The following is a 24,672-nucleotide window of genomic DNA, read 5'->3' on the forward strand; positions in this document are numbered from 1 at the left end:
TTTACTTGAATGAAAGTGGCGAATAACTGTACCGTCCAGACGGTATTGTCAACACTCGAACTGTCAGGAGACACCAGTAAGTTGCCAACTAAAAAGAAAGTCTCGTCGCGCGAACGTATTTTGCGCGCTGCTATCGAGCTTGCCCGTGAGATCGGCCCTGCTCACCTCTCTCTCGATGCCGTAGCAGCCCGTGCGGGGCTTTCAAAAGGCGGATTGCTTTATACTTTTCCGACCAAGGCCAAACTGCTCGAAGCGGTGGTCGAAGAATACATGAAAGAGCATGAACACGCCATGGAGGTTCATGAGACACTTCAGAAAGGCGATAAAAACCGTGTGGCGCGGGCATTTCTGGATGTTTACCGGGTGCAGGCCGATGAGGAACCTCCTGCCTGTGGCGTTCTTGCCGCGCTTGCCGAAGACCCCGGTTTCATGGTGCCTGTCCGACAATATCACAGGGCTTTCCTCGACCGCATGATCAAGGACACGACCGATTCCGATACGGCGCTGATCGTCTATCTGGCCGTCGCCGGGCTGGAATGCTCCAAATTGATGGAATGTGAAATTCTGGACGATGAAGAACAGCGCGCCGTTCTCTGTCGTCTGGAGAACATGTTGACGGTCGGATAGGCCGCTTGCCTGAGACGCATCGGCGAGATGCGTCCCGGTGGTTTTTCTTCCTCTGATTCGTATCATCTTGCGGCCGGAGAAAATACGCGCAGGCGATGTCCGTCTGGATCAATTGCCACAAACGAGCGTCCAAACTCCAATGTTTGCGGCTTGGACAAGTTGGAAATCCCGCGCGCGGTCCAGTCTGCATATATCTTGTCGATCTCTTCATAACTCGCGTACCGGAAAGCGATCTCACCACCAAACGCGCCGGAATCAGCAGCCGGTTCTACCGTGTGCCTGGACCACAGTCCCAGCAGCAGACCGTTGTTCAACAGAAAGAGCACAAAAGTCGGTGAGGCTTCGATAGGCTCAATCCCAAGCAGTTCTGTGTAAAAGCGACCGCTCGATAGAGGGTTCTCTACGTATAGAATTGTGAAATTCGGATGGTTCATTGTTGTCGCTCCTTGGTTGGATACGAGCAACACTACGAAGACACACTGTCAGTTTCCGGCAGTATCAATCGAAATTCCGGACGATCCCCTGACGGGTCTTCCACTCTTTAAGGAGCGCAGAACGTCGTTTGGGGTAGCGATCGCTCTCAACGCTCAATCTGGCGATGCGATCAGTACGGAAATGTCGGAAATCCTGTCGCATTTCGCACCAAGCGAGCACTACCCGCACCTGATCGAAAAAAGTCAGAGCGAACGGCCAGATCAGGCGCTCGGTCGAAGTACTGGCCGCATCGTTATAGAATATGGTGATTTTTCTTTCCGAGCGAATGGCGCTACGAAGAGCGGCGGCATCCACCTGATCGACCGCATCTTTCTTGCTGGGGCCGACAAGAAGGCTTACCGCTTCGAGCGTAACGCGTAAATCCTCCGGCATTACTGCTGCCACTTTGGCAAGAACATTGCGTGCAGCTGCGCCCAGTTCGGCGTCTCCCCTGTCCGCAACCCATCTCGCGCCCAGAACCAACGCTTCAATTTCTTCCTGGCTGAACATGATAGGCGGCAACATGAAGCCGGGACGCAGGATATAACCCAATCCCGGCTCCCCTTCGATAACTGCGCCCTGCGCCTGAAGGCTCGCGATATCCCGATACAGCGTGCGAATACTGATACCGAGCTCCTGCGCCAGCGTCGCCCCGCTTACCGGGCGACGATAGGTGCGGAGTAATTGCAAAAGCCCAAGGAGGCGTTCAGAGCGGGACACCGGGATGCTCCTCCTTGTGTAGCATGGAGATATTACAGAAGGGCCGGAATATCGCCCCTCGCCCATCCTTCCGAGGTTTCGGTGGAGAAATCGGCAAAGCGTCCCCCGGCAATCGATGCGCGGATGCCTTTCATCAGATACTGATAATAGGCCAGGTTGTTCCATGTCAGGAGCATGGCGCCGAGCGCTTCCCCCGATTTCACCAGATGATGCAGATAAGCGCGGCTGTAGTCGCGCGATGCCGGGCAATCCGATTCCGGATCGAGCGGGCGATGATCGTCGGCATGGCGTGCATTGCGCAAATTCACCTTGCCGAACCGCGTAAACGCAAGGCCGTGGCGGCCTGCCCGCGTCGGCATGACACAATCGAACATATCGATCCCGCGTGCCACGGATTTCAGAATGTCATCCGGCGTACCGACGCCCATCAGGTAGCGCGGTTTTTCCGATGGCAGGATCGGACATACGACTTCCAGCATGTCGAGCATGACCTGCTGCGGTTCGCCGACCGCAAGCCCGCCGACCGAATAGCCCTTGAGGTCCATGGCCTTCAGCGCTTCCGCCGATTTTTCGCGCAGACGCGCAACATCGCCGCCCTGCACGATGCCGAACATCGCCTTGCCCGGCTGATTGCCGAAAGCGACCTTGCAGCGCTCGGCCCAGCGCAGCGACAATTCCATTGCGCGCTCGGTGTTCTTTTCCGGCGAAGGCAGCGCCACGCATTCATCGAGCTGCATCTGGATATCGCTATCGAGCAGTCCCTGTATCTCGATGGACCGTTCCGGCGTCATCTCATAAGGCTTGCCGTCGATATGCGAGCGGAATGTCACGCCATTTTCGTCAAGCTTGCGCAATTGCGCGAGCGACATGACCTGAAAACCGCCCGAATCGGTGAGGATCGGGCCTTTCCAGCCGCCGAACTCGTGCAGGCCGCCCAGACGGGCCACACGTTCAGCGCCGGGCCGCAGCATCAGATGATAGGTGTTGCCAAGGATGATATCCGCGCCAAGCTCTTTCACCTGGTCCATATACATGGCCTTGACCGTGCCCGCCGTACCGACCGGCATGAAGGCAGGTGTGCGAACCACGCCGCGCGGCATGGAAATCTCGCCCTGACGAGCGGCGCCGTCGGTTGCCAGCACCTTGAATTCGAAGTTTTCGCTTGTCTTTAGGTTTTCCAGAGTCATGCGGTGTCTTTAGCTTTGTCGGCTCGCTCTAGCAAGCTGCCGTCGCCATAGGAGTAGAAGCGATAACCGTTACTGATGGCATGGTCATAGGCGGCGCGCATCGTGTCGAGACCGCTGAAGGCAGATACGAGCATGAACAGCGTCGAGCGCGGCAAATGGAAGTTGGTCATCAGCAGATCAACTGCCCGGAACTTATAGCCGGGGGTTATGAAAATATCGGTCGCACCCGACCATGGACGGATGATACCATCCTCACCCGCCGCGCTTTCGATCAGCCGCAGGGATGTGGTGCCGACGCAGACGATCCTGCCGCCCCGCTCGTGAACGGCATTGAGCGCATCGGCAGTGCGCTGCGACACATGGCCGATTTCCGAATGCATCTTGTGGTCGGCCGTGTCATCGGCCTTGACCGGCAGGAAAGTCCCCGCCCCCACATGCAGCGTCACGAAATGTTCTTCAACGCCCTTGGCCTTGATCTTTTCCAGAAGCTCCGGCGTGAAATGCAACCCGGCCGTGGGGGCTGCGACCGCGCCTTCTTCCCGCGCATAGACCGTTTGATAATCCTTGCGGTCGCGCTCGTCTTCGGCGCGCTTCGATGCGATGTAAGGCGGCAGCGGAATGTGCCCGACCGAAGCAATCGCCTCGTCCAGCATGGCGCCGGAAAGATCGAACACCAGAAGCGCCTCGCCCGCATCGCCCTTTTCCGCCACGGTGGCATCAAGCGTGCCGAGGAAGCAGCTCGATCCGGAATGGCCGAAACGGATGCGGTCGCCTTCCTTCACGCGCTTGGCCGGACGGAGGAAAGCCTTCCAGCGATCGGCGCCGGTACGCATATGCAGCGTGGCGCTGACCTGGCTTATATTGCCGTCGCGCTCGCGCATGCCTTCAAGCTGTGCCGGTATCACTTTGGTATCATTGAAGACAAGCGCATCGCCGGCTTGCAGCAGATCAGGCAGTTCGAATACCTGTCGATCCTCGAATGGCTGGCCGGGACGGACACGCAACAGTCGGGCGTGGTCACGCGGCTCGACCGGGCGCAGAGCGATGCTCTCTTCCGGCAAATCGAAATCAAAAAGATCAACACGCATGATAGACCTCATTATTACGGCCCCGGCATGAACCGGAGCCGTAATTTTTCTTTGAAACAGGCAGGATCAGATGTCGGCAGCGATACGCGCCGTCACGATCTGGTCCGGATCGGAGACCGGTTCGCCGCGCTTGATCTTGTCGACATTGTCCATGCCTTCGATGACCTGACCCCAGACACTGTACTGGCGGTCGAGCCACGGAGCATCGGCAAAGCAGATGAAGAACTGAGAGTTGGCCGAGTTCGGATTGGCGGAACGCGCCATCGAGGCGGTGCCGCGCTTGTGCGGCGTGTTGGAGAATTCCGCCTTCAGGTCCGGCTTGTCCGAACCGCCCATGCCAGCGCGCGAGCCGTTGAAATGAGCGCCGCCCGTCTTGCCGAACTTCACGTCGCCGGTCTGGGCCATGAAGCCATCGATCACGCGGTGGAACACAACGCCGTCATAAGCGCCTTCGCGCGCCAGTTCCTTGATACGCGCAACGTGGTCCGGCGCGAGATCCGGATAAAGCTCCAGAACGACATTGCCCTTGGTGGTTTCAAGAACGAGCGTGTTTTCAGGGTCTTTGTAAGCCATTGGGCCTCTCCTTGTATTTACTTCTTGGTGGCCTGAAGCGTGGCCTTGATGATCTTGTCGGGGTTTTTCACGGCGCCATTATCGGCTTCGCTGCCCTTCTTTATCTTGTCGACGACATCCATGCCGCTGACAACCTTGCCGACCACCGTATACTGGCCGTTGAGGAATGAGCCGTCCGCAAACATGATGAAGAACTGCGAATTGGCCGAGTTCGGATTCTGGCTGCGGGCCATGCCCACCGTGCCGCGAACGAAAGGTTCCTTGGAGAATTCTGCCGGAATATCCGGATAGTCAGAGCCGCCGGTGCCGACGCGTGATGCATCGAAGTTCTTGTCCATGTTGCCGAACTTTACATCGCCGGTCTGGGCCATGAAGCCCGGAAGGACACGGTGGAAGGCGACGCCGTTGTAAGCGCCCTCGCCGACCAGCTTTTCGATCTGCGCAACATGCTTTGGCGCAAGGTCGGGACGAAGCTCGATGGCCACGTCGCCATCCTTCAGCTTGAGAACCACGGTGTTTTCGGCGGCAGAAGCGGTATGGACTGCGCCTTGCGAGAGCGCGAAGAAGGCGGCAGCGGCTAGCGCTGAACGAACGAAAGACATGATCGAAAAACTCCCTGTGGTCAGGATTTGAATTTGGCGTTCAGGGCGGCAGCGACAGCCGCCGGAACAAAAGGCTTTATATCACCGCCCATGGAGGCAATCTGTCGAACCAATGTGGCGGTAATCGTGCGCACTGCCGGGTCTGCCGGAAGAAACACGGTCTGCAATTCCGGCGCCATGGTGCCGTTCATGCCTGCCATCTGCATTTCATAGTCGAGATCGGTGCCGTCGCGCAAACCGCGCACCATCAATTGAGCACTGTGCATGCGGGCCGCGTCGATAACAAGACCGTCGAAGGAAATAACGGAAAGCCGGCCTGCGTCCTTCCCCAGCACGGCCTTGCAGCTTTCATCAATGAGCGCCACGCGCTCCTCAAAAGTGAAGAGAGGCTTTTTTCCGGGGTGAACGCCAATCGCGACAATAACCTCATCGGCAAGGCGCAGGGCACCTTTCAGGACATCCATATGGCCGTTGGTCACCGGGTCGAAGGAACCCGCATAAATCGCGATTGTCATTTCTTCCAGCTAGCCTTTTCTGACGGGATTTTCAACAAGAACCACAGCGCTAAGGAAACAGAAACCAAGAAAACAGATGAACGCGATATGAACCGCAATTTCACGGCAAATTCACAACCGATTTACCAAAATAGGCGCAAGTTTGGTGCAACCTTTTCGCTTTTGAAGCGTATGTATGTCGAAAGGATAACACGATGATGATCTTTCTTCTGGCATTATCCATGATGGTCGCAATGGCTGCCTCGGCAATCATACTGCTTCTCGAAGAGAATGAAGCCAAGCGTCAGCGCGTGCGTCATGTCGCATTCGACATCAATACTCTGCGCAACATGCGTTCGCGCTAGGAGTTAGCTGAGCTCACGCGATAGTGTTGGAGCTTGCTGGATAAGAGTTTGTGTGATCGCCAATTCCTCCAGTCTTGGCATCTGAAAAAGGCCGATGGTTCCCGCCATCGGCCTTTTTCATTGATCTATACCAAAAGCCCGGTTCCGTTGTTTTGTTGCATTATCCGCCGCAAAACCGCCAGACCCGGGCTTTCAGCTTATTCTTCGCTGCCCGCGACCGGTGCTTCACCTTCCGGCAACGCATCGCCCTCACCGCCGTTTTCTTCGTCGCTGTCCGTTTCGGAAATGCGTTCGACCGAAACGACCTTTTCGCCGTCCGCCGTGTTGAAGATCGTGACGCCCTTGGTGGAACGTCCGGCAATGCGGATGCCGTCAACCGGCACACGGATAAGCTGTCCGCCGTCCGAAACGAGCAGAATCTGGTCGCTTGCCTCGACCGGGAACAGGGCGACGAGCTTGCCGATTTCGTCGGTCTTCGACGTATCGGTGGCGCGGATGCCCTTGCCGCCACGACCGGAAACGCGGAACTCGTAGGACGAGGAGCGCTTGCCGTAACCATATTCGCTAACCGTCAGCACGGTCTGTTCGCGCGCTTTCAGCTCCTGATAGCGTTCTTCGTTGAGCTCGGTTTCGTTTCCGACCTCCTCGCCAACCACCACGATATCATCCGCGTCATCCGCGCCCTGGGCACGGCGTTCGGCAATCGAACGCTTCAGATAGGCCGAGCGTTCAGCCGCGTCCGCATCGACGTGATGCAGGATCGCCATGGAGATGACCTTGTCGCCATCGGCCAGATTGATGCCGCGCACGCCGATGGAGTTGCGGCCCGCAAAGACGCGCACATCGGTGACGGGGAAGCGAATGCACTGGCCACCGGCGCAGGTCAGAAGCACGTCGTCGAATTCCGTACACGTATCGACCGAGAGGATTTCATCGCCCTCGTCTTCGAGCTTCATCGCGATCTTGCCGTTGCGGTTGACCTGAACGAAGTCCGACAGCTTGTTACGGCGAACCGTACCGCGCGTGGTCGAGAACATGACGTCGAGATTTGCCCAGGAATCCTCATCCTCAGGCAGCGGCATGATGGTGGTAATGCGCTCGCCCTGCTGCAATGGCAGCATGTTGATGAGCGCTTTACCACGCGACTGCGGCGTGCCGACCGGCAGACGCCAGACCTTCTCCTTGTAGACGATGCCACGCGAGGAGAAGAACAGAACCGGCGTATGCGTATTGGCCACGAACAGGCGGGTAACGAAATCCTCGTCCTTCGTGGCCATGCCGGAGCGGCCCTTGCCGCCGCGGCGCTGCGCACGATAGGTCGTCAGCGGCACGCGCTTGATGTAGCCTGCATGGCTGACGGTGACGACCATATCCTCGCGGGCGATCAGGTCTTCGTCATCCATTTCGGCGCCGCCGAAACCGATTTCGGTGCGGCGTGGGGTTGCGAACTCGTCGCGAACCGCAATCATCTCTTCCTTGACGATGGTCATCACGCGCAGGCGCGAACCAAGAATGTCGAGATAATCGCGGATTTCCTCGCCGATCTTGTTCAGTTCGTCCGCCACTTCGTCGCGACCAAGCGCGGTCAGGCGCTGCAGACGCAGATCGAGAATGGCGCGAGCCTGTTCTTCGGAGAGGTTGTAGGTGTTGTCTTCATTGATGGTGTGGCGCGGATCGTCGATCAAACGGATCAACGGTGCGACATCTGCCGCCGGCCAGCGGCGTTCCATCAACTGCTCACGCGCCGTCGTCGGATCGGGAGCGCGGCGGATGAGCGCGATGACCTCGTCGATATTGGCGACGGCGATTGCAAGACCAACCAACACATGCGCGCGGTCACGCGCCTTGTTGAGCAGGAACTTGGTGCGGCGCGTCACGACTTCCTCGCGGAAGACGACGAAGGCGCGCAGCATGTCGAGCAGGTTGAGCTGTTCCGGCTTGCCGCCGTTCAGCGCCACCATGTTGCAGCCGAACGAGGTTTGCAGCGGCGTGTAGCGATAAAGCTGGTTCAGCACGACATCGGCAACGGCGTCACGCTTGAGCTCCACCACGACGCGATAGCCTTCGCGGTCGGACTCATCGCGCAGATCGGAAATGCCCTCGATGCGCTTGTCGCGCACCAGCTCGGCCATCTTCTCGATCATCGAAGCCTTGTTCACCTGATAAGGTATCTCGGTGATGATGATGGCTTCGCGGTCGCCGCGCATCGGCTCGATCGTGGCGCGCCCGCGCATGACGACCGAACCGCGTCCGGTCGTGTAGGCGGAATTGATGCCGGAACGTCCAAGGATGATGCCGCCGGTCGGGAAGTCCGGTCCCGGAATGATTTCCATCAGTTCCGCCAGTTCAATGGCCGGATTGTCGATCAGCGCAACGCAGCCGTCGATCACTTCGCCCAGATTGTGCGGGGGAATGTTGGTCGCCATGCCGACAGCGATACCGCCCGAACCATTGACAAGCAGGTTCGGGAAGCGCGCAGGCATGACCACAGGTTCCTGCTCGCGACCGTCATAGTTGTCCTGGAAGTCGACCGTGTCCTTGTCGATATCCGACAGGATGGATTCGGAAAGCTTTTCCAGACGGCATTCGGTGTAACGCATCGCCGCCGGCGGATCGCCGTCGATGGAGCCGAAATTGCCCTGCCCGTCGACCAGCGGATCGCGCATGGAAAAATCCTGCGCCATACGCACGAGGGCGTCATAAATAGAGGCGTCGCCATGCGGGTGATACTTACCCATCACCTCACCGACCACACCCGCCGACTTGCGGTACGGGCGGTTATAGGCGAGGTTCATTTCATTCATGGCGTGGAGAATGCGGCGATGCACGGGCTTCAGGCCGTCGCGCACATCGGGCAGCGCACGGCTCACGATAACGCTCATCGCGTAATCGAGATAGGAGCGCTGCATCTCCTCGATGATGGAAATCGGTTCGATACCGCTAGGGCCGCCGTTTGGGCCACCATTCATATCGTCGGAACCGGGTGGAGGCGTTTGATCTGACACTATTCAGATTTCTTTCTCAACAGAATCGATAAAGTCACTTTATAACGGAAACCAGCAAAAAACGCCAATTTCACGACCTTTTCGGCGGGCTATTTCCGCACGTCAATTCAATGACTTAAAAGATATTCACATAAAGATTGAGCAACGGTGTTGCCCGACCTCGCGCTTTGCATCGACCATGTGCTCGTGATCGTCTACAATCCATGTATCCGATCGAGCATAACATGCCAACAGGAAGGGCGCGTGCAGTATGGGGTTCTACGATACGGTTTTCAGCGCCTTCGTCACCCTGCTTGTTACAATCGATCCGCCCGGACTGGCGCCGTTGTTCCTGGCGCTGACGCCGGGCATGGAGCGGCACCATCGCGGACAGGTTGCGCTTCGCGCCTCCATCATCGGTTTTATCGTGATGGCGCTCTTTGCCATTGCGGGCGCGCAGATACTCGGCATGTTCGGCATCACCATCGGCGCGTTCCGCGTCGCGGGTGGCCTGCTCCTCTTCTGGATCGCCTTTGAAATGATTTTCGAGAAGCGGACGGAGCGCAAGGAAAAGAGCGCCGAGGTTGCGATCACCAAGGATCACATCCGCAATATTGCCGCCTTCCCGCTCGCCATTCCGCTGATTGCGGGTCCGGGTGCGATCTCGGCTATCGTGCTGACGTCAAATTCCTTTGAAGGCGTAGGGCCGAAAGCGGCCCTTCTCGGGGTCATCTTCATCTGCCTGTTCATCACCTATCTTGTGCTGCTGCTGGCAGAGCGCGTCGACCGGTTTCTTGGCGAAACCGGCCGTTCCATCCTCACTCGCCTTCTCGGCGTCATTCTGGCAGCGCTTGCCGTTCAGTTCGTGGCTGACGGCATCAAGACACTTATCAGTGGTTAAGCCGATTTCTGCGCCTTCTTGCCGATCATGGCGTGACGGAGCTTCGACGAGAACCAGTCGATGAGGGCAACAGCGATCAGGATCATGATGATCAGGAAGGAGACGTCCTGAAGGTTGAGAACCTTGATCTGTTCGGCCAGATGCGCGCCGATGCCGCCTGCCCCGACAATGCCGATGATTGTCGCCGAACGCGTGTTTGACTCGAAAAAGTAAAGCACCTGACTGCCGATCAGTGGCAGAACCTGCGGCAACACGCCGAAGCGATAGCCGTGCAGCCTGCCGCCGCCCGATGAGACGACGCCTTCGACCGGCTTCTTGTCGGCGCCTTCAATGGCTTCGGAGAACAGCTTGCCGAAAGCACCGAAGTCCGAGCAGGCAATCGCAAGAATACCGGCGAACGGTCCAAGCCCCACGACCGACACCCAGATCAGCGCCCAGATAAGCGTGTCGACGCCGCGAATGGTGTCGAGGAAGCGGCGAATGCCGAAATGCAGGAACACATTGGGAATGATGTTCTTCGCCGCCAGAAAGCCGAACGGAAAGGCGAGGATCGCGGCCAGCAATGTGCCGAGATAGGCAATCGCCAGCGTTTCCATCATCGACCACAGATAAAGGCTGAAACGCCCGCCGGAGGATGGCGGCATCATCATCAGCGCGAAATCGCCGAGGCGACCAAGGCCGTTCAGAATGCGCAGCAGCGAAAAATCGAGCCAGTAAAAGGCGAACCAGACCGAGGCGATAAGAGCTACGGTCAAGATCGCCAGATTGCGCCATGTGCGCCCATTGCCGAACAGATCGGCATATTCGGCCCTCAGTTCCTTTTCGTGCGCGTGTGCCTCACGGGAGAGACTTTGTGCAATATCGGTCATAGTTCTCTCCTCAACCAATACGGCCAAGCAGTGCGTGACGCACGCGCTGGGTGACAAGATCGATCACGAAGATCGTCACGATGATCAGAAGCAGGATGGCGCTGACATCGCTGTAATAGAACTGGCGGATGGAGGTGAGCAGTTCCTGCCCGATACCGCCTGCCCCCACAAAACCCATGACGGAAGCGCCGCGCACGTTGATTTCAAAGCGCAGCAGGCCATAGGAAGCAAAATTCGCGGCCACTTGCGGCAATACGGCAAAGCGGATGACCTGCAGGCCGGAACCGCCGGATGCGCGAATGCCTTCCACCGGGCGCATGTCGATATTCTCGACGACTTCGGAGAACAGCTTGCCCAGCGCGCCTGTGGTGTGCAGCATCAGCGCGAGAACACCGGCCATCGGCCCAAGGCCGAAGGCGATGACGAAAAGCAGCGCGAAGACGATTTCCGGAACAGTGCGCAACAATTCCAGCCCGCGACGGACGATGAAGCGAACCGTGGAATTGGGGGCCATATTGGATGAGGCTGCGAAGGATGCAGCGAAAGCGACGACCGCCCCGATCAATGTCGCCAGATAGGCGATCAGCAGCGTCTCGAACAGCATCTTGAGCCAGCCGCCGAGGTTCCAGTACCAGGCAGCGAGGTCGCCCCAGAAATTGGCGATGGTCAGATCCGGCAGAATGCGGCCGAGATAGCTTGTGAAGCGAAAAAGATTTTCGACCAGGGTGCCGGGCCGAACATCGGCAACGACGGAGGCGGCAATGGCGACAAGGACAAGCGCAAGGAGAAGCGCGATACCATAGAGCCGCCGTTTGCCGACTTCCCTGCGGTAATCGGCGAGCAGGCTTTTTGCTCCACTGCCGTCGAGTGAGGATACCGTCATGCGAAATTCCTTTGATCAAGCCTGATCCCGAGAACCTTTCGGAATCATGCCCTAAAAAAATGCCCGGAACGGGTTGCGTTCCGGGCACTTCAATTTCTCACGGATCAGGACTTGCGAGCCTTGTCGTTGAACTTGAGCATTTCGATGATCGGCTCATAGTCCTTGGCTTCGGTGGCTACGAATTCCTGATCCTTGCCGTCGGAAAGAGCGTCAAAGCCAGCCTTGTCCTTCTTCGGCATGTCGAGGAAAGCCTGCTTGATATCGGCCTTCAGCTGATCCGGCAGGGTGCTGAGAACGGCGAACGGGCCTTCAGGAAGGAAGTCCGACTTGAAGATGATGCGGAAGTCGTCCTTCGTCAGTTCCTTGCCGTTGGCATCCTTCAGAACGCCGCGGCTGACCATGCGGGTCAGGTTGGAATCGTTTTCCGAGTTCCAGGAGTTGGCAGCGGCATCGGCGGTGCCCTGCGCCAGAGCGAGAACTGCGTTTTCGTGGCTGCCGGCGAAGAAGTTCTTACCGAAGAACGTGTCTACGCTATAGCCTTCGCGGTTGAGGAAGAAGCGCGGTGCGTTGTTGCCCGAGGTCGAGTTCGGATCGACGAGAGCAATGGTCTTGCCCTTCAGGTCGTCCATCTTCTGGTACGGGCTGTCGGCGCGAACATAAACGACCGAATAATAGCCGTTGACGCCGGTGTCGTGACGCTGGTTGACGAGCGGCGTGGTTTCAACGCCGGTCATGACGGCGCGGGCGTAGGAAGCCGGGCCATAGAATGCGATCTGGATGTTACCGGCGCGCTGGCCTTCGATGACGGCTGCATAGTCGTTGGCGACGCGCAGCGTTACCTTGGTGCCGAGTTCCTTGCCGAGATAGGCAGCCAGAGGCGCATAACGGTCGGAAGTGGTCGAGGCGTTTTCAGCCGGGATCACGCCCAGAACGATTTCCGGATAATCCTTGCTCCAGTCGGCAGCCTGGGCATTGAAGGTCATCGTAGCGGTGAGCGCAACAGCCGCCAGAAAGGTTCTACGGTTAAGCATGGGTATCTCCTGTTAATCCTGAGTTTGGAGCGTGTTTCTTTTCCGGAGCTTTGTGCGCTCAGGCGGAAAGCTGGCGCAGAACGGCTTCGGCCGACTGCGGAACTGGCATCGGCATCGGTGCGTCCAACTGCTCATCGGCATCGATGACGTCAGCGGCTTCCATGCCGTAAAGGTCGCGTGATGCCATATCTGTCAGCATCGACGGTGTGCCGCGGAATACGATCTTGCCGGCGGACATGCCGACGAGACGGTCGCAATAGCTGCGCGCAATATCGAGCGAGTGCAGATTGCAGAGAACCGTGATGCCGTATTCGCGATTGATGCGGCGCAAAGCGTCCATGACGCTGCGCGTGTTGCGCGGATCGAGCGATGCAATCGGCTCGTCGGCGAGGATGATGCGCGGCTGCTGCACGAGCGCGCGGGCAATCGCCACGCGCTGCTGCTGGCCACCCGAAAGCTCGTCCGCGCGATGCGCTGCAAGATGCGCAATGTCGAACTGCTGCAAGGCCGAAAGCGCGATCAGGCGCTCCTCATCGCTCCAGATACGCAGGAGCGATTTCGGCGTCGAAACATAGTTCAGACGGCCCATCAGGACGTTAGTCAGGACATCCAGACGGTCGACCAGATTGAAATGCTGGAAAATCATCGCGCATTGCGCGCGCCAGTCCCGCAGGCCCGAGCCTTTTAGCCCGGTAACATCGCGGCCATCCCAGTGAATGGTTCCCTCTGAAGGCTCGACAAGGCGATTGATCATGCGCAGAAGCGTCGACTTGCCTGCGCCCGAGCGCCCGATAATTCCCACAAACGTGCCGGGTTCGATTTCGAGATCCACACCCGAAACCGCCACCTTGTCATTATAGCGGCGCGTTATGTTTTTCAGTTGAAGCATGAATTCGTCTCCATTCATGCTTACTCTGAATGGCTTCCATGACACTGCAATGAAAGCCCCATGACGTTTGTGTAAATTTAGATATTGCTACAAGAACCTTACCTAAGCGACTGTTTTGACGCTGACTTCCTCCAGGTGACGCAGGAAGGCTTTTGTGGACAGGCCGACTTCGCCGGAATTGTCTATTGTGACAACATCGCCCGCCCCGTCATCGAAGCTGACTTCACGTGCAAGCCGCGCGACGATTTCCTCCCGGCTTTCGCGGCCGCGCGATGCGAGCCGCTCCGCCAGAACTTCCGGCCGGGCCGTAATCACGACCACCGAGCGCGACGGGTAGAGCCTGCGAACATCACCCAGAACCCGGCGCGAAACATTGGCGATCACCACCGTTCCGTCCGCGATTTCATCCTCCAGCGATTTCGGCAATCCGTAGCTCAGGCCATGCGCCTGCCAGTGCAGGGCGAAGGCGCCCTCGCCCGCCGATTTTGCAAATGCTGCTTCATCCAGACTGTCGTGATCTTCCGTTCCCGGCATTTGCGGGCGGGTGATGATGCGACGCACAAAGTGAAAGCGCGTGTCGCCCGCCAGAGCCACACGCGCCGCATCCATGATCGTATCCTTGCCGGCCCCGCTGGGGCCGACAACGGCGACGAAACAGCCTTTCGGCCTGTTGGATTGCATCTGCATCAGAGCACCCGTTCGCCTTCGCGCCAGACGGTGCGGACAACCGGGATTGCGCCCTTCGGACGGACACGGACCAGATCGGCCCGCTTGCCGATGGCAATCTCACCGCGATCATCCATAGCCATGGCATCGGCGGGATTCTTGGTCACAAGCCGGATCGCATCCGGCAACGCAATCGGGCGTTCGCCGGAAGCCAGACCGAATGCCGACTGAATGAGACTGAACGGAATATAATCCGACGACAGGATATCCAGGCTGCCATTGTCCACCAGATCGCGTGCGGCGATGTTCCCGGAATGCGAGCCGCCGCGAACGATATTCGGCGCGCCCATCAGGATCGAAAGGCCAGCGCCCTTTGAAGCATTGGCGGCTTCCATCGTGGTCGGGAATTCGGCGATCCGCACCCCATGGTCGAGCGATTCATCGACATGCGCACTGGTTGCATCGTCATGGCTGGCCAGAACGATGCCACGCGTTGCCGCCAGTTCGGCAATGGAGCGGCGGTGCCTGGCCGAATAGGCGTCCGAATCCGCCATGCGCTTTTCACAATGCACCCGGAACTCCTCATCCGTGAGCTTCATCTTGCGCATGTAATAGGTGCGATAGGTCTCAAGATCAACGAATTGCCGCTGTCCCGGTGCGTGATCCATCAAGGAAGCGAGTTTTACGCGGTCATCGTCTGCGAAAAGCTCGAATGTTTCGAGGCAATCGGCAGAGGAGACTTCGCAGCGCAGATGCAGGAAGTGGTCTGCACGCAGGCGATTTTCGCGCACGCCGCTTTCAATCGCATCGGCAAGCATGCGCATATCCTTGCCGACGAAATCGCGGTCATAGTCGGAGCCGACGCGCATCGCATCGAATACCGTGGTGATGCCCGAGGCCGCGACCTGCGCATCGTGTGCCTGCACGGCGGCATCGACATTCCAGCGCACCTTCGGACGCGGCGCATAGTGGCTTTCCAGCTGGTCGGTGTGCAGCTCGATGAGGCCCGGAATGACGTAGTCGCCATCCATGTCGTCGCCGCCATTGCTGTCGCCGTGGTCGATTGCTGCGATCTTGCCGTCCCGGATCAGGATGGAGCCGGAAACAATCTCATCGGCGAGCACGATCCGCGCGTTTTTCAGAACGATTTCATTAGCCATTGGACAGCTCTTTCATGACCGCATTTGTGTTCGCGGCTGTTTCATATTTCGAGAGGAAGGCTTCGATATCGAGCGCGCGGAAATCATCGAGCGCCTGGCGCAGACGATCATGGCTCCAGTCCCACCAGGCCAGCCGGTCAAGGCGATTGCCGGTTGCAGCGTCGAAGCGTTCGCGAATGAGACGTGCGGGCACGCCGCCCAGGATCGTATAGGGCGCGACGTCCCTGCTCACCACGGCTCCGGCACCGACAACCGCACCATTGCCGACCGTCACGCCCGGCAGGATTGTCGAGCCATGGCCGAGCCATGTGTCGTGGCCGATCTTCACCGCGTTGCCGCGACGCCACTCGAAAAACTCCGTCTCATCCTTTTCTTCCGGCCAGTAATCACCGGCGCGATAGGTGAAATGGTGCAGTGTGGGACGCCATGTCGGATGGTTGGTGGCGTTGATACGCACGTGGCTGGCAATATTGGAAAACCTGCCAATCTCCGCACACCAGATTTCGCAATCGACGCCGAGATAGGAATAATCGCCCAGCACGGTTTCCGAAACGCGGCTGCGCTCGCCAATCTCGGTATAGCGCCCCAGCGTGCAGCCGTTGACGATGGCCGTTTCGTGAACCAGCGGTTCCACCGAGAGCTTGGTCATGCCAGCCCCCGCGGAGAGAAAGCCGTCACGTCGACGATCCGGTCGGCAACGACCGAACGCACGTCTTCATCGTGGAAGATGCCGAGCATGGCGACGCCCTGCTCCTTCTTGGCCTTGATGAGGTCGACCACGACCGCGCGGTTCTTCGCATCGAGCGAGGCTGTCGGCTCATCGAGCAGCAATACCGGATGATCGGTGATGAAGCCGCGCGCGATATTCACGCGCTGCTGTTCGCCGCCGGAGAAGGTCGCAGGCGGCAAGGCCCACAGCCTTTCCGGAAGGTTGAGCTGCGCCAGAAGTTCGCGGGCGCGGTTGAGCGCTGTCTCACGGTCGACGCCACGCGCGACCAGCGGTTCGGCAACCACGTCGATTGCCGCAACCCGCGGCAGCGTGCGCAGAAACTGGCTGACATAGCCGATCGTATCGCGGCGCACCGCCAGCACTTCACGCGGATCGGCAGTGGCAAGATCGACAAACCTGTCGGCATGGCGGATCATGATCGAGCCGCCATTGACCGCGTAATTGCCATAGACCATCTTCAGGATCGAGCTTTTGCCCGCGCCCGAAGGCCCGCCCAGCACGGCGCATTCACCGGCATTCAGTTCGAAATTCACGCCGCGAACGACCGGAAGTTCGATGCCGCCCTGCAAATGCATGACGAAGGTCTTGGTAACGCCGGTGACGGCAAGCGGGGCTGATGTTTGCAACATAGGCATTTTTCACCTCACGCATGAAGTTCGGCTAATTTAGGAACAACATGCAATAAACATCTGTTTTAATTTACTAAACTTGCAGGATAGACGACACAAGCAGCTGCGTATAAGGCGCCTGCGGGTCATCCAGCACACGGTCGGTCAGGCCCTGCTCGACAATATGGCCGTCTTTCATGACCATGATGCGATGGGACAGAAGCCGGGCCACGGCGAGATCATGCGTCACGATAATCACCGAAAGGCCGAGATCGCTGACAAGACCGCGCAGAAGGTCGAGAAGGCGCGCCTGCACCGACACATCAAGACCGCCGGTCGGCTCATCCATGAAGACCAGACGCGGCGCCGTCACCAGATTGCGGGCAATCTGCAGGCGCTGGCGCATGCCGCCGGAAAAGGCGCGTGGCTGATCGTCGATACGGTCAGCGGCGATTTCGACGCGTCCCAGCCATTCGGTTGCTGTGTTGCGGATATTACCGTAATGGCGTTCGCCGACCGCCATAAGGCGTTCGCCGACATTGGCACCAGCCGAAACCGTCATGCGCAATCCGTCCGCCGGGTTCTGGTGCACGAAACCCCAGTCCGTCCGCATCAGGAAGCGGCGTTCCGCCTCGCCGATCTTGTAGAGATCGCGGAATTCACCGTCGCGCATCCGGTATTCAACGGTGCCGGAGGTTGGTTCCAGACGGGTTGCCAGACTGTTCAGCAGCGTCGTCTTGCCGGAACCGGATTCACCGACGATGGCCAGCACTTCACCCGGCCACAGATTGAAGGAAATATCCGCGCAGCCACGACGATTGCCGTAGAATTTCGACAGGCTGTTCACTCTCAGTAGAGGTTGCTCGCTCATTGTGCGGCCTCCTTGTTCGCTGCCAGATGGCCGAAATGGCCGTTTGCCTGACGGTCTTCGCAAAAATCGGTGTCGGAGCAGACGAACATCGAGCCGCCGCGATCATCCAGCACGACTTCATCGAGATAGACGCCCTTTGCGCCGCAAAGCGCGCACGGTTCTTTGAACTTCTGCACCTCAAATGGGTGGTCTTCGAAATCGAGACTCACAACATCCGTATAGGGCGGGACGGCATAGATGCGCTTTTCGCGCCCGGCGCCGAACAGTTGCAATGCCGGAGACATATGCATTTTCGGATTGTCGAATTTCGGCGTCGGCGAAGGCGCCATCACATAGCGCCCTTCGATCATCACCGGATAATCGTAGGTCTTGGCGATATGGCCGTGCCGCGCAATGTCTTCGTAGAGCTTCACATGCATGAGGCCATATTCGGCAAGCGCGTGCATCTTGCGGGTTTCGGTTTCACGCGGCTCCAGAAAACGCAGCGGTTCCGGGATCGGCACCTGATAGACCAGCACCTGTCCTTCCGTCAGCGGATATTCCGGAATGCGGTGACGGGTCTGGATGATCGTCGCTTCGCCCGTATGGGTGGTGACGGCGACATCGGCCGTCTTCTGGAAGAAGGCGCGGATGGAAACCGCATTGGTCGTGTCGTCGGCACCCTGGTCGATGACTTTCAGCACATCATCCGGCCCGATGATCGAGGCCGTCACCTGCACGCCGCCCGTGCCCCAGCCATAAGGCATCGGCATTTCACGGCTGGCAAACGGCACCTGATAGCCGGGAATGGCAATGGCCTTCAGAATGGCGCGGCGGATCATCCGCTTGGTCTGCTCGTCCAGATAGGCGAAGTTGTAATTGGCCAGATCGCTCATTCCGCGGCCTCCTTTGCCAAACTTTCGGTACCGTTGTTCGCTTGCTCATATTCCGCGCGCATACGGCGGATGAGTTCGAGTTCTGCCTGAAAATCCACGTAATGCGGCAGTTTCAGATGCTCGACGAAGCCGGTCGCCTGCACATTGTCGGAATGGGAAATGACGAATTCCTCATCCTGTGCGGGTGCGGTCACATCCGTATCGAATTCGCGCACGCGCAGCGCACGGTCGCAGAGCGACATGGACATGGCCTTGCGCTCACTCTGGCCGAACACCAGCCCATAACCGCGTGTAAACTGCGGCGGCTGCTTGGCCGAACCCTTGAACTGGTTGACCATCTGGCATTCGGTCAGCTGTACGCGACCGAGCGAGACGGCAAAGCCAAGCTCCGGCACATCGAACTCGACCTCGACTTCACCAATGCGGATTTCGCCAACGAATGGGTGGTTGTTGCCGTAGCCGCGCTGGGTGGAATAGCCGAGCGCCAGCAGAAAGCCCTCGTCGCCGCGCGCCAATGCCTGCAAGCGCAGGTCGCGCTCCATGGGAAATGTCCATGGCTCGCGGGTCAGGTCGCCCGGTTCGTGACCATCTGGCAGCGAACCGTCTTCCTCGATCATGCCGTTGACACCGAGAATATCGGTCACACGCGGCGTTTCTTCGGGTTCTGCGGGGCGCAGTTCCGGTTCCGGCACAGCCACATCGCCAGCCAAATCGGGATCGAGCAGCCGATGGGTATAATCGAAGGTCGGCCCCAGAAGCTGACCACCCGGCAGATCCTTATAGGTCGCCGAAATGCGGCGCTCGATCAGCATTTGCGCCGTTTCCATCGGACGGGAATAGCCGAAACGCGGCAAGGTGGTGCGATAGGCGCGCACCAGAAAGATTGCTTCGATCAGATCGCCACGCGACTGGCGCACGGCAAGGGCTGACAGTTCACGGTCATAGAGCGAGCCTTCCGCCATGACGCGATCGACCGCCAGCGCCAGCTGTTCGGCAATCTGGTCTAGGCGAAGCGCTGGAACCGAACGGTCGCCGCGACGGCGGTCATCGAGAAGACGGTGGGCATTGCGGATGGCCGTTTCGCCACCCTTTACGGCAACATACATTTTCAGCCCTCCAGAGCAGAAATTCTGGTTGTGCGGGGAAGTGCTGCAACAGCGCCGTCGCAGACCAGAACAAGATCAACGCCAAGCGGATATTGCGCACCGTTTTCACGCCATTGCTGGATGAAATCCTGGGGCAGACCATCGACGTGGAGCGAGCGCTCGCCGTCAATGCCGGGGCCTTTCAGCACAAAGCCCTGCCCGCTTTTCAGCGACGCGACAGCCAGCACGATGGTTGTGGAACGATCAGGAAACTCGGCATTGCCTTGCGAAAAATCGGCCAGGGACGGCAGCCGCGACACATCGCTAACGAGAGCAAATTGCGCGGCGTCGGCATTTTCGACACGCGGCGCACCGGTGTGGAAAGTAAGCCAGGCGGTTGCATCTTCATTGGCGGCTATCGCCGCATCGCACCACACCGTCGCATCATGGTCGAGCAGGGTTGCCGAGATAACACCCAGTTCCGGCGTCAATGGCTGCGGTGGCGTGGCCGCTGCGGCCAGCGGATAGATGCGGCCGGGATTGGCCATGGCGTGCATGACGGCATGAAAGACCGACTGTGCATCCGTCACCGGATCAGCCAGACCGCCTTCAAATGCTGGAGAAGAAGGAAGCATCAATTGTCTCCCCGAACCATTGTAAAGAAATCGACCTTGGTAGCAGCCGCTTCGCCGCGCAGCGTGGCGTCGGCATCGTCGTGCCGTTTGCGCAGGACGCCCAGCACCTGCGTTTCCACCGCGTCGCGGCGGGTTTCGTCCAGCCAAAGTGCATCGAAGAGAGCGGCAAGGCGTGCCTTTTCCTGATCGCGGCCAAGCGCATAAGAGTGACCGACCGAACCATCGGAAAGCCGCACAGTGGCGCGTGTCACGGTCGCCTCGCCCACATTGAAGGGAGCGCCGCCGCCGCCGATGCGTCCGCGCAGCATCACAAGGCCGGTTTCCGGCCCGCGCAAAACCTCAAATTCCGGCTTGTCGGACCATGCCTGCCAGAAGGCCTGCAATTCTTCGCCGCTGGCGCGCGCAAGAACCGCCATGCTTGCCTGCCGTGCGAGCTGCACTGCATCCGGTGCCTTTTTGCTTTCAGTGGCGGAACCGGCTCCGCCTCCCTTCGCACCATGCTCCGTACCGTACATGAGCTTCCCTGCCTTCAAATCCTGTTGACGCGATCTTTTAAATTGTCTAGTTATATAGACAACTATACAATACCAGAATGAATACACCCTGCCAATGACAGGACGATGACAGTTGATGGCAAAGACCAGACACATTGAGAGAAACAGCGGCGTTGCGATCTGGCGGCAGATTGCCGATGAGATACGCGGCGACATCATGGCGGGTAAGCTTCAATCCGGCGCGCGCATGCCTGCCGAGATGGAACTGGCCGACAGGTTCGGGGTCAATCGCCACACGGTGCGCAGCGCCATTGCAGCGCTGACGCAGGAGGGCGTACTGCGAGCCGAGCAAGGACGCGGCACCTTCGTCGCCAACGCAAGGCGCCTCACCTACCAGATCGGACGCCGCACCCGCATTTCCCAGTCGCTCGCTTCGCAAGTGCGGGAAATGCAAGGGATTTTGCTGGCCTCAGGCAGGGAAATCGCAACCCGGGAAGTCGCGGACGCGCTTGAACTGCATGCGGGCGACGAGGTGATCCGGCTTGAAACGATGCACAACGCCGATGGTTATCCAATTTCGATTGCGACTCACTGGATCGATGCCGCGCGCTTTCCTTCCTTTGCAGAGGATTATGCTGAAAGCGGCTCGATAACGGCTGCGTTCAAGGCTGCGGGGATCGCCGATTACCTGCGAAAATCAACTGTCATATCGGCCCGTCATGCCGGTCCGGAAGACCTGAGAATCTTGAAACTCTCTCCGGGTGCCATCGTCGTGACAGCGCGTGCGGTAAACGTCGATACGGACGGAAAACCGATTCAATATTCCCTGTCGCGATTTTCGGCGGATCGCATGGAGTTCTCCATCGAGAATGACGAAAACAGCTGAGGTGTCCGCCATGCAATTTTGGTTAAGCCTCTGGGCCGATTAGGCATTATCCGGGCTGCGTTTGCATCACCGCGCTGACATACGACTTAACTGCTGGATAGCCGCTCCAGATCGCAGCTTGACGTGCATGTTATATCCATTATTCTGGATATATGGAAAACGACTCTGCAATCCTGGCTTTGGCCGCTCTCGCACAATCGACAAGGCTTGATACCTTTCGATTGCTGGTCCGACACGAACCTGCCGGAATCAGGGCGGGCGAGTTGGCCCGTATGCTGGACATTCCGCAAAATACGATGTCCGCCCATCTGGCCACCCTGTCACGGGCTGGTCTCGTGAGGAGTGAGCGGCAAAGCCGCTCGATCATCTATCGCGCGGATCTGGATCAGTTTCGCGAACTGACGCTTTTCATGATCAAGGATTGTTGCGGCGGCAGCGCCGAACTCTGCGCGCCTCTGCTCCAAAGCCTGACACCTTGCTGCGAGCCCAAGACGGCTGACGCCGCTCAATAACCATGTTCTGGCGACGCCAGTTCACCCCAACGGACGTTAAAATGACAAATCGGTATCAACTGGCGCCCGGCGCGCGCACGGGCAGGCAGTCGCCCATGAGAAACACCCTCACGCCGACATGGAAAGGCATGTGGAGCAACGCTGATGTCTGTCTTTGAAAGGTATCTGACTGTCTGGGTTGCCCTTTGCATTGTCGCGGGCGTCGCTCTGGGGCATCTTTTCCCGGCACTGTTCCACGCTATCGGCTCCACCGAGATTGCCAAGGTCAATATTCCCGTCGCCGTTCTCATCTGGCTGATGATTATTCCCATGCTTTTGAAAATCGACTTCGCCGCGCTTCGGCAAGTCGGTCGGCACTGGCGGGGCATCGGCGTCACGCTGTTCATCAACTGGGCCGTCAAGCCGTTCTCGATGGCGCTTCTTGCATGGCTGTTCATCGGCTGGTTTTTCCGCCCGAACCTGCCTGCCGACCAGATCGATTCTTACATTGCAGGCCTTATCATCCTTGCCGCGGCACCCTGCACGGCCATGGTCTTCATATGGTCCAGCCTGACCAAAGGAGAGCCACACTTCACCCTGTCCCAGGTCGCATTGAATGACGCTATCATGGTCATAGCCTTTGCTCCGATCGTCGGGCTTCTGCTTGGGCTTTCGGCGATTACGGTTCCATGGGATACGCTCGTTCTTTCCGTTGTCCTCTATATCGTCATTCCGGTGATCCTTGCGCAGATCATCCGGCGAAACCTGCTGGCGGGTGGCGGACAAAGCGCGCTCGACAGGCTGCTGAAGACACTGCAACCGCTCTCCCTTGTGGCACTGCTCGCCACTCTCGTCCTGCTCTTCGGTTTTCAGGGCGAACAGATCATCGCGCAGCCGCTCATCATCGCCATGCTGGCGGTGCCGATCCTCATTCAGGTCTATTTCAATTCGGGGCTGGCCTATCTTCTCAACCGCCTGTCCGGCGAAAAGCACAGCGTTGCCGGACCGTCGGCCCTGATCGGCGCTTCGAATTTCTTTGAACTTGCCGTCGCCGCTGCAATCAGCCTTTTCGGCTTTTCATCCGGCGCGGCGCTCGCAACCGTGGTGGGCGTTCTGGTCGAGGTGCCGGTCATGCTGTCGGTCGTCTGGATCGTGAACCGCTCCAAAGACTGGTATGAACGCGGCGCCGATCAGAAGCCTGCAACACAAACAGGAAACTCCCGATGACTGTCACTATTTTTCACAACCCGAAATGCGGCACCTCGCGCAATACGCTGGCTATGATCCGGGCGAGCGGCGAAGAGCCTGTGATCGTCGAATATGTGCAGAACCCGCCCACGCGGGAACGTCTGGTCGGCCTGCTTGCGGCGATGAATCTGACGCCGCGCGAACTGCTGCGCGAGAAAGGTACGCCCTATGCCGAGCTCGGCCTGTCCGATCCGAAATGGACTGATGAGGAACTGATCGACTTCATGATGGCCCATCCGATTCTGATCAACCGGCCGATTGTTGAAACTCCGCGCGGCACCCGGCTTTGCCGCCCTTCCGAGCTGGTTCTGGATATTCTGGAAAACCCGGTTGCATCCTTCACCAAGGAAGATGGCGAGCAGGTCACCTATGGAGAAAGGAAATGACTGCCGCAGACTTGCCCAACCTCGACCGGAAATCCTTTCTCCTGCCGGATGAGAATGCTCTTCGCGCACCTTTCCCGGAACATAAGCCTCGTATCCTGCTGCTCTACGGATCGTTGCGCGAACGTTCCTATAGCCGTTTCCTGACGCTGGAAGCGCAGCAACTGCTTGATGCAATGGGCGCGGAAACCCGCGTTTTCCATGCCGATGGCCTGCCTTTGCCGGACCATGGGACGCCGGATCACCCCAAGGTGCAGGAACTGCGCGAGGCGATGCTCTGGTCGGAGGGGCAGGTCTGGACAAGTCCTGAACGCCATGGCGCGATGAGTGCCGTCATGAAAGCGCAGATCGACTGGATTCCCCTGCCCGGTGGCGCGATCCGCCCCACGCAAGGGCGAACACTGGCCCTGATGCAGGTCTCCGGCGGTTCGCAGAGCTTCAACGCCGTCAACCAGATGCGCATTCTGGGTCGCTGGATGCGGATGATTACCATTCCCAACCAGTCATCGGTCGCCAAGGCCTGGCAGGAATTCGATGATGCCGGCCGCATGAAACCTTCGTCATTCTATGATCGCGTAGTCGACGTCATGGAAGAACTGATGAAGTTCACCTTGCTGACGCGCGGTATTTCAGACCATCTGACGAACCGTTACAGCGAACGGAAAGAAGCCGCTGCCCTGCTTGAAAAGCGGGTCTCGCTGCAATCGATCTGACATTCCGGCAGTCTGGCGCTCGGGCAGCGGGATGCTTCAAGTTGAATCGCCATTCCGCCGCAAGCTATTGTTTGGGCGTGATTTTCATCCGACCGAAGCAGGATCAGAATTCAGTTCGATAGACTGATTTCGCTGCATAG

At 58.6% G+C, this 24,672-nt stretch carries 29 protein-coding genes; 8 read left to right on the forward strand and 21 right to left on the reverse strand.

All coding sequences use genetic code 11. From position 1 onward, the window contains the following. Nucleotides 1-81 precede the first annotated feature (81 nt). The gene (locus tag ABWW28_RS04545; protein WP_006470453.1) at nucleotides 82-627 is read left to right on the forward strand and encodes a TetR/AcrR family transcriptional regulator; all 546 of its coding nucleotides are present in this window, start codon (nucleotides 82-84) and stop codon (nucleotides 625-627) included. Nucleotides 628-689: 62 nt separating this feature from the next. Here ABWW28_RS04545 and ABWW28_RS04550 read toward each other — a convergent pair whose 3' ends face one another. The 7 genes from ABWW28_RS04550 to coaD form a co-directional block, all read right to left on the reverse strand. Continuing rightward, nucleotides 690-1,061, reverse strand: coding sequence for a VOC family protein (locus tag ABWW28_RS04550; protein WP_006470452.1), 372 nt, complete (start codon nucleotides 1,059-1,061; stop codon nucleotides 690-692). Between the two features lie 64 nt (nucleotides 1,062-1,125). Beyond that, nucleotides 1,126-1,821 carry a helix-turn-helix transcriptional regulator gene (locus tag ABWW28_RS04555; protein WP_006470451.1) on the reverse strand — a complete coding sequence of 232 codons (696 nt, stop codon included), beginning with the start codon at nucleotides 1,819-1,821 and terminating at the stop codon, nucleotides 1,126-1,128. 32 nt (nucleotides 1,822-1,853) lie between these two features. After that, entirely contained in the window at nucleotides 1,854-3,008 is a 1,155-nt protein-coding gene (tgt, locus tag ABWW28_RS04560) for a tRNA guanosine(34) transglycosylase Tgt (RefSeq protein ID WP_006470450.1), read from the reverse strand. Further along, complete coding sequence (gene queA / locus ABWW28_RS04565) at nucleotides 3,005-4,096, reverse strand: tRNA preQ1(34) S-adenosylmethionine ribosyltransferase-isomerase QueA (RefSeq protein ID WP_006470449.1); 1,092 nt, start codon at nucleotides 4,094-4,096, stop codon at nucleotides 3,005-3,007. Before queA ends, tgt begins: the two co-directional genes overlap by 4 nt. A gap of 66 nt (nucleotides 4,097-4,162) precedes the next feature. Then, complete coding sequence (locus ABWW28_RS04570) at nucleotides 4,163-4,669, reverse strand: peptidylprolyl isomerase (RefSeq protein ID WP_006466795.1); 507 nt, start codon at nucleotides 4,667-4,669, stop codon at nucleotides 4,163-4,165. Between the two features lie 17 nt (nucleotides 4,670-4,686). Beyond that, on the reverse strand, nucleotides 4,687-5,271 hold the full coding sequence (locus ABWW28_RS04575) for a peptidylprolyl isomerase (protein ID WP_006470448.1): 585 nt from the start codon (nucleotides 5,269-5,271) through the stop codon (nucleotides 4,687-4,689). A gap of 20 nt (nucleotides 5,272-5,291) precedes the next feature. Further along, entirely contained in the window at nucleotides 5,292-5,786 is a 495-nt protein-coding gene (gene coaD / locus ABWW28_RS04580) for a pantetheine-phosphate adenylyltransferase (protein ID WP_006470447.1), read from the reverse strand. A gap of 194 nt (nucleotides 5,787-5,980) precedes the next feature. Between coaD and ABWW28_RS04585 the strand changes: the two genes are divergently transcribed. Then, complete coding sequence (locus ABWW28_RS04585) at nucleotides 5,981-6,130, forward strand: hypothetical protein (protein ID WP_006466792.1); 150 nt, start codon at nucleotides 5,981-5,983, stop codon at nucleotides 6,128-6,130. Between the two features lie 197 nt (nucleotides 6,131-6,327). On the opposite strand, the gene gyrA is transcribed toward ABWW28_RS04585, so the two are convergent. Continuing rightward, nucleotides 6,328-9,099, reverse strand: coding sequence for a DNA gyrase subunit A (gyrA, locus tag ABWW28_RS04590; protein WP_021585118.1), 2,772 nt, complete (start codon nucleotides 9,097-9,099; stop codon nucleotides 6,328-6,330). A gap of 286 nt (nucleotides 9,100-9,385) precedes the next feature. Here gyrA and ABWW28_RS04595 point away from each other — a divergent pair, with 286 nt between their 5' ends. Then, a complete protein-coding gene (locus tag ABWW28_RS04595) occupies nucleotides 9,386-10,015 on the forward strand; it encodes a MarC family protein (RefSeq protein ID WP_006466790.1) in 630 nt (209 codons plus the stop codon). Here ABWW28_RS04595 and phnE (ABWW28_RS04600) read toward each other — a convergent pair. The 13 genes from phnE (ABWW28_RS04600) to phnG all read right to left on the reverse strand — a co-directional run bounded on the left by phnE (ABWW28_RS04600) (nucleotide 10,012) and on the right by phnG (nucleotide 20,832). Then, a complete protein-coding gene (gene phnE, locus ABWW28_RS04600) occupies nucleotides 10,012-10,884 on the reverse strand; it encodes a phosphonate ABC transporter, permease protein PhnE (RefSeq protein ID WP_006470445.1) in 873 nt (290 codons plus the stop codon). The genes ABWW28_RS04595 and phnE (ABWW28_RS04600) overlap by 4 nt on opposite strands. A 10-nt stretch (nucleotides 10,885-10,894) precedes the next feature. Next, the gene (gene phnE / locus ABWW28_RS04605; protein ID WP_006466788.1) at nucleotides 10,895-11,767 is read right to left on the reverse strand and encodes a phosphonate ABC transporter, permease protein PhnE; all 873 of its coding nucleotides are present in this window, start codon (nucleotides 11,765-11,767) and stop codon (nucleotides 10,895-10,897) included. 104 nt (nucleotides 11,768-11,871) lie between these two features. Further along, nucleotides 11,872-12,798 carry a phosphonate ABC transporter substrate-binding protein gene (gene phnD, locus ABWW28_RS04610; protein WP_006470444.1) on the reverse strand — a complete coding sequence of 309 codons (927 nt, stop codon included), beginning with the start codon at nucleotides 12,796-12,798 and terminating at the stop codon, nucleotides 11,872-11,874. A gap of 58 nt (nucleotides 12,799-12,856) precedes the next feature. After that, nucleotides 12,857-13,687, reverse strand: a complete 831-nt coding sequence (gene phnC / locus ABWW28_RS04615) for a phosphonate ABC transporter ATP-binding protein (protein ID WP_031346027.1) — start codon at nucleotides 13,685-13,687, stop codon at nucleotides 12,857-12,859. Between the two features lie 102 nt (nucleotides 13,688-13,789). Next, nucleotides 13,790-14,368, reverse strand: coding sequence for a phosphonate metabolism protein/1,5-bisphosphokinase (PRPP-forming) PhnN (gene phnN / locus ABWW28_RS04620; protein WP_031346025.1), 579 nt, complete (start codon nucleotides 14,366-14,368; stop codon nucleotides 13,790-13,792). Between the two features lie 5 nt (nucleotides 14,369-14,373). Further along, nucleotides 14,374-15,513 carry an alpha-D-ribose 1-methylphosphonate 5-triphosphate diphosphatase gene (locus tag ABWW28_RS04625; RefSeq protein ID WP_006470441.1) on the reverse strand — a complete coding sequence of 380 codons (1,140 nt, stop codon included), beginning with the start codon at nucleotides 15,511-15,513 and terminating at the stop codon, nucleotides 14,374-14,376. Next, on the reverse strand, nucleotides 15,506-16,162 hold the full coding sequence (locus ABWW28_RS04630) for a DapH/DapD/GlmU-related protein (RefSeq protein ID WP_006470440.1): 657 nt from the start codon (nucleotides 16,160-16,162) through the stop codon (nucleotides 15,506-15,508). Before ABWW28_RS04630 ends, ABWW28_RS04625 begins: the two co-directional genes overlap by 8 nt. Beyond that, nucleotides 16,159-16,878 (reverse strand): phosphonate C-P lyase system protein PhnL, encoded by a 720-nt coding sequence (phnL, locus tag ABWW28_RS04635; protein WP_031346022.1) that lies wholly within the window; start codon nucleotides 16,876-16,878, stop codon nucleotides 16,159-16,161. Before phnL ends, ABWW28_RS04630 begins: the two co-directional genes overlap by 4 nt. Before the next feature lie 67 nt (nucleotides 16,879-16,945). Beyond that, nucleotides 16,946-17,722 (reverse strand): phosphonate C-P lyase system protein PhnK, encoded by a 777-nt coding sequence (phnK, locus tag ABWW28_RS04640; protein ID WP_006470438.1) that lies wholly within the window; start codon nucleotides 17,720-17,722, stop codon nucleotides 16,946-16,948. Beyond that, on the reverse strand, nucleotides 17,719-18,597 hold the full coding sequence (locus ABWW28_RS04645; RefSeq protein ID WP_006470437.1) for an alpha-D-ribose 1-methylphosphonate 5-phosphate C-P-lyase PhnJ: 879 nt from the start codon (nucleotides 18,595-18,597) through the stop codon (nucleotides 17,719-17,721). The genes phnK and ABWW28_RS04645 overlap by 4 nt, the downstream gene beginning before the upstream one ends. Continuing rightward, the gene (locus tag ABWW28_RS04650) at nucleotides 18,594-19,703 is read right to left on the reverse strand and encodes a carbon-phosphorus lyase complex subunit (protein ID WP_006470435.1); all 1,110 of its coding nucleotides are present in this window, start codon (nucleotides 19,701-19,703) and stop codon (nucleotides 18,594-18,596) included. Before ABWW28_RS04650 ends, ABWW28_RS04645 begins: the two co-directional genes overlap by 4 nt. Nucleotides 19,704-19,705: 2 nt before the next feature. Beyond that, on the reverse strand, nucleotides 19,706-20,317 hold the full coding sequence (gene phnH / locus ABWW28_RS04655) for a phosphonate C-P lyase system protein PhnH (protein ID WP_006470433.1): 612 nt from the start codon (nucleotides 20,315-20,317) through the stop codon (nucleotides 19,706-19,708). Beyond that, nucleotides 20,317-20,832, reverse strand: coding sequence for a phosphonate C-P lyase system protein PhnG (phnG, locus tag ABWW28_RS04660; RefSeq protein ID WP_006470431.1), 516 nt, complete (start codon nucleotides 20,830-20,832; stop codon nucleotides 20,317-20,319). Before phnG ends, phnH begins: the two co-directional genes overlap by 1 nt. A gap of 112 nt (nucleotides 20,833-20,944) precedes the next feature. On the opposite strand from phnG, the gene phnF reads away from it, so the two are divergent. The 5 genes from phnF (at nucleotide 20,945) to arsH (ending at nucleotide 24,532) form a co-directional block, all read left to right on the forward strand. Next, nucleotides 20,945-21,697, forward strand: a complete 753-nt coding sequence (gene phnF, locus ABWW28_RS04665) for a phosphonate metabolism transcriptional regulator PhnF (RefSeq protein ID WP_031346017.1) — start codon at nucleotides 20,945-20,947, stop codon at nucleotides 21,695-21,697. A 152-nt stretch (nucleotides 21,698-21,849) separates the two neighbouring features. Continuing rightward, nucleotides 21,850-22,209, forward strand: a complete 360-nt coding sequence (locus ABWW28_RS04670; protein WP_021585114.1) for an ArsR/SmtB family transcription factor — start codon at nucleotides 21,850-21,852, stop codon at nucleotides 22,207-22,209. Nucleotides 22,210-22,353: 144 nt separating this feature from the next. Further along, nucleotides 22,354-23,415 carry an ACR3 family arsenite efflux transporter gene (gene arsB, locus ABWW28_RS04675; RefSeq protein ID WP_006470427.1) on the forward strand — a complete coding sequence of 354 codons (1,062 nt, stop codon included), beginning with the start codon at nucleotides 22,354-22,356 and terminating at the stop codon, nucleotides 23,413-23,415. Beyond that, the gene (arsC, locus tag ABWW28_RS04680; RefSeq protein WP_006466773.1) at nucleotides 23,412-23,822 is read left to right on the forward strand and encodes an arsenate reductase (glutaredoxin); all 411 of its coding nucleotides are present in this window, start codon (nucleotides 23,412-23,414) and stop codon (nucleotides 23,820-23,822) included. Before arsB ends, arsC begins: the two co-directional genes overlap by 4 nt. Beyond that, complete coding sequence (arsH, locus tag ABWW28_RS04685) at nucleotides 23,819-24,532, forward strand: arsenical resistance protein ArsH (protein WP_006470426.1); 714 nt, start codon at nucleotides 23,819-23,821, stop codon at nucleotides 24,530-24,532. Before arsC ends, arsH begins: the two co-directional genes overlap by 4 nt. Nucleotides 24,533-24,672: the final 140 nt, after the last annotated feature.

It is taken from the genome of Brucella sp. NBRC 14130 (genome assembly GCF_040371715.1).
Taxonomy (GTDB): Bacteria; Pseudomonadota; Alphaproteobacteria; order Rhizobiales; family Rhizobiaceae; genus Brucella; species Brucella intermedia.

What these genes read in the sequence shown, in the direction of transcription:
- ABWW28_RS04550 (WP_006470452.1), bottom strand. Translation starts at nt 1,061, where the DNA reads ATGAACCATCCGAATTTCACAATTCTATACGTAGAGAACCCTCTATCG.
- tgt (WP_006470450.1), bottom strand. Translation starts at nt 3,008, where the DNA reads ATGACTCTGGAAAACCTAAAGACAAGCGAAAACTTCGAATTCAAGGTG.
- queA (WP_006470449.1), bottom strand. Translation starts at nt 4,096, where the DNA reads ATGCGTGTTGATCTTTTTGATTTCGATTTGCCGGAAGAGAGCATCGCT.
- ABWW28_RS04570 (WP_006466795.1), bottom strand. Translation starts at nt 4,669, where the DNA reads ATGGCTTACAAAGACCCTGAAAACACGCTCGTTCTTGAAACCACCAAG.
- ABWW28_RS04575 (WP_006470448.1), bottom strand. Translation starts at nt 5,271, where the DNA reads ATGTCTTTCGTTCGTTCAGCGCTAGCCGCTGCCGCCTTCTTCGCGCTC.
- coaD (WP_006470447.1), bottom strand. Translation starts at nt 5,786, where the DNA reads ATGACAATCGCGATTTATGCGGGTTCCTTCGACCCGGTGACCAACGGC.
- ABWW28_RS04585 (WP_006466792.1), top strand. Translation starts at nt 5,981, where the DNA reads ATGATGATCTTTCTTCTGGCATTATCCATGATGGTCGCAATGGCTGCC.
- gyrA (WP_021585118.1), bottom strand. Translation starts at nt 9,099, where the DNA reads ATGAATGGTGGCCCAAACGGCGGCCCTAGCGGTATCGAACCGATTTCC.
- ABWW28_RS04595 (WP_006466790.1), top strand. Translation starts at nt 9,386, where the DNA reads ATGGGGTTCTACGATACGGTTTTCAGCGCCTTCGTCACCCTGCTTGTT.
- phnE (WP_006470445.1), bottom strand. Translation starts at nt 10,884, where the DNA reads ATGACCGATATTGCACAAAGTCTCTCCCGTGAGGCACACGCGCACGAA.
- phnE (WP_006466788.1), bottom strand. Translation starts at nt 11,767, where the DNA reads ATGACGGTATCCTCACTCGACGGCAGTGGAGCAAAAAGCCTGCTCGCC.
- phnD (WP_006470444.1), bottom strand. Translation starts at nt 12,798, where the DNA reads ATGCTTAACCGTAGAACCTTTCTGGCGGCTGTTGCGCTCACCGCTACG.
- phnC (WP_031346027.1), bottom strand. Translation starts at nt 13,687, where the DNA reads ATGCTTCAACTGAAAAACATAACGCGCCGCTATAATGACAAGGTGGCG.
- phnN (WP_031346025.1), bottom strand. Translation starts at nt 14,368, where the DNA reads ATGCAATCCAACAGGCCGAAAGGCTGTTTCGTCGCCGTTGTCGGCCCC.
- ABWW28_RS04625 (WP_006470441.1), bottom strand. Translation starts at nt 15,513, where the DNA reads ATGGCTAATGAAATCGTTCTGAAAAACGCGCGGATCGTGCTCGCCGAT.
- ABWW28_RS04630 (WP_006470440.1), bottom strand. Translation starts at nt 16,162, where the DNA reads ATGACCAAGCTCTCGGTGGAACCGCTGGTTCACGAAACGGCCATCGTC.
- phnL (WP_031346022.1), bottom strand. Translation starts at nt 16,878, where the DNA reads ATGCCTATGTTGCAAACATCAGCCCCGCTTGCCGTCACCGGCGTTACC.
- phnK (WP_006470438.1), bottom strand. Translation starts at nt 17,722, where the DNA reads ATGAGCGAGCAACCTCTACTGAGAGTGAACAGCCTGTCGAAATTCTAC.
- ABWW28_RS04645 (WP_006470437.1), bottom strand. Translation starts at nt 18,597, where the DNA reads ATGAGCGATCTGGCCAATTACAACTTCGCCTATCTGGACGAGCAGACC.
- ABWW28_RS04650 (WP_006470435.1), bottom strand. Translation starts at nt 19,703, where the DNA reads ATGTATGTTGCCGTAAAGGGTGGCGAAACGGCCATCCGCAATGCCCAC.
- phnH (WP_006470433.1), bottom strand. Translation starts at nt 20,317, where the DNA reads ATGCTTCCTTCTTCTCCAGCATTTGAAGGCGGTCTGGCTGATCCGGTG.
- phnG (WP_006470431.1), bottom strand. Translation starts at nt 20,832, where the DNA reads ATGTACGGTACGGAGCATGGTGCGAAGGGAGGCGGAGCCGGTTCCGCC.
- ABWW28_RS04670 (WP_021585114.1), top strand. Translation starts at nt 21,850, where the DNA reads ATGGAAAACGACTCTGCAATCCTGGCTTTGGCCGCTCTCGCACAATCG.
- arsB (WP_006470427.1), top strand. Translation starts at nt 22,354, where the DNA reads ATGTCTGTCTTTGAAAGGTATCTGACTGTCTGGGTTGCCCTTTGCATT.
- arsC (WP_006466773.1), top strand. Translation starts at nt 23,412, where the DNA reads ATGACTGTCACTATTTTTCACAACCCGAAATGCGGCACCTCGCGCAAT.
- arsH (WP_006470426.1), top strand. Translation starts at nt 23,819, where the DNA reads ATGACTGCCGCAGACTTGCCCAACCTCGACCGGAAATCCTTTCTCCTG.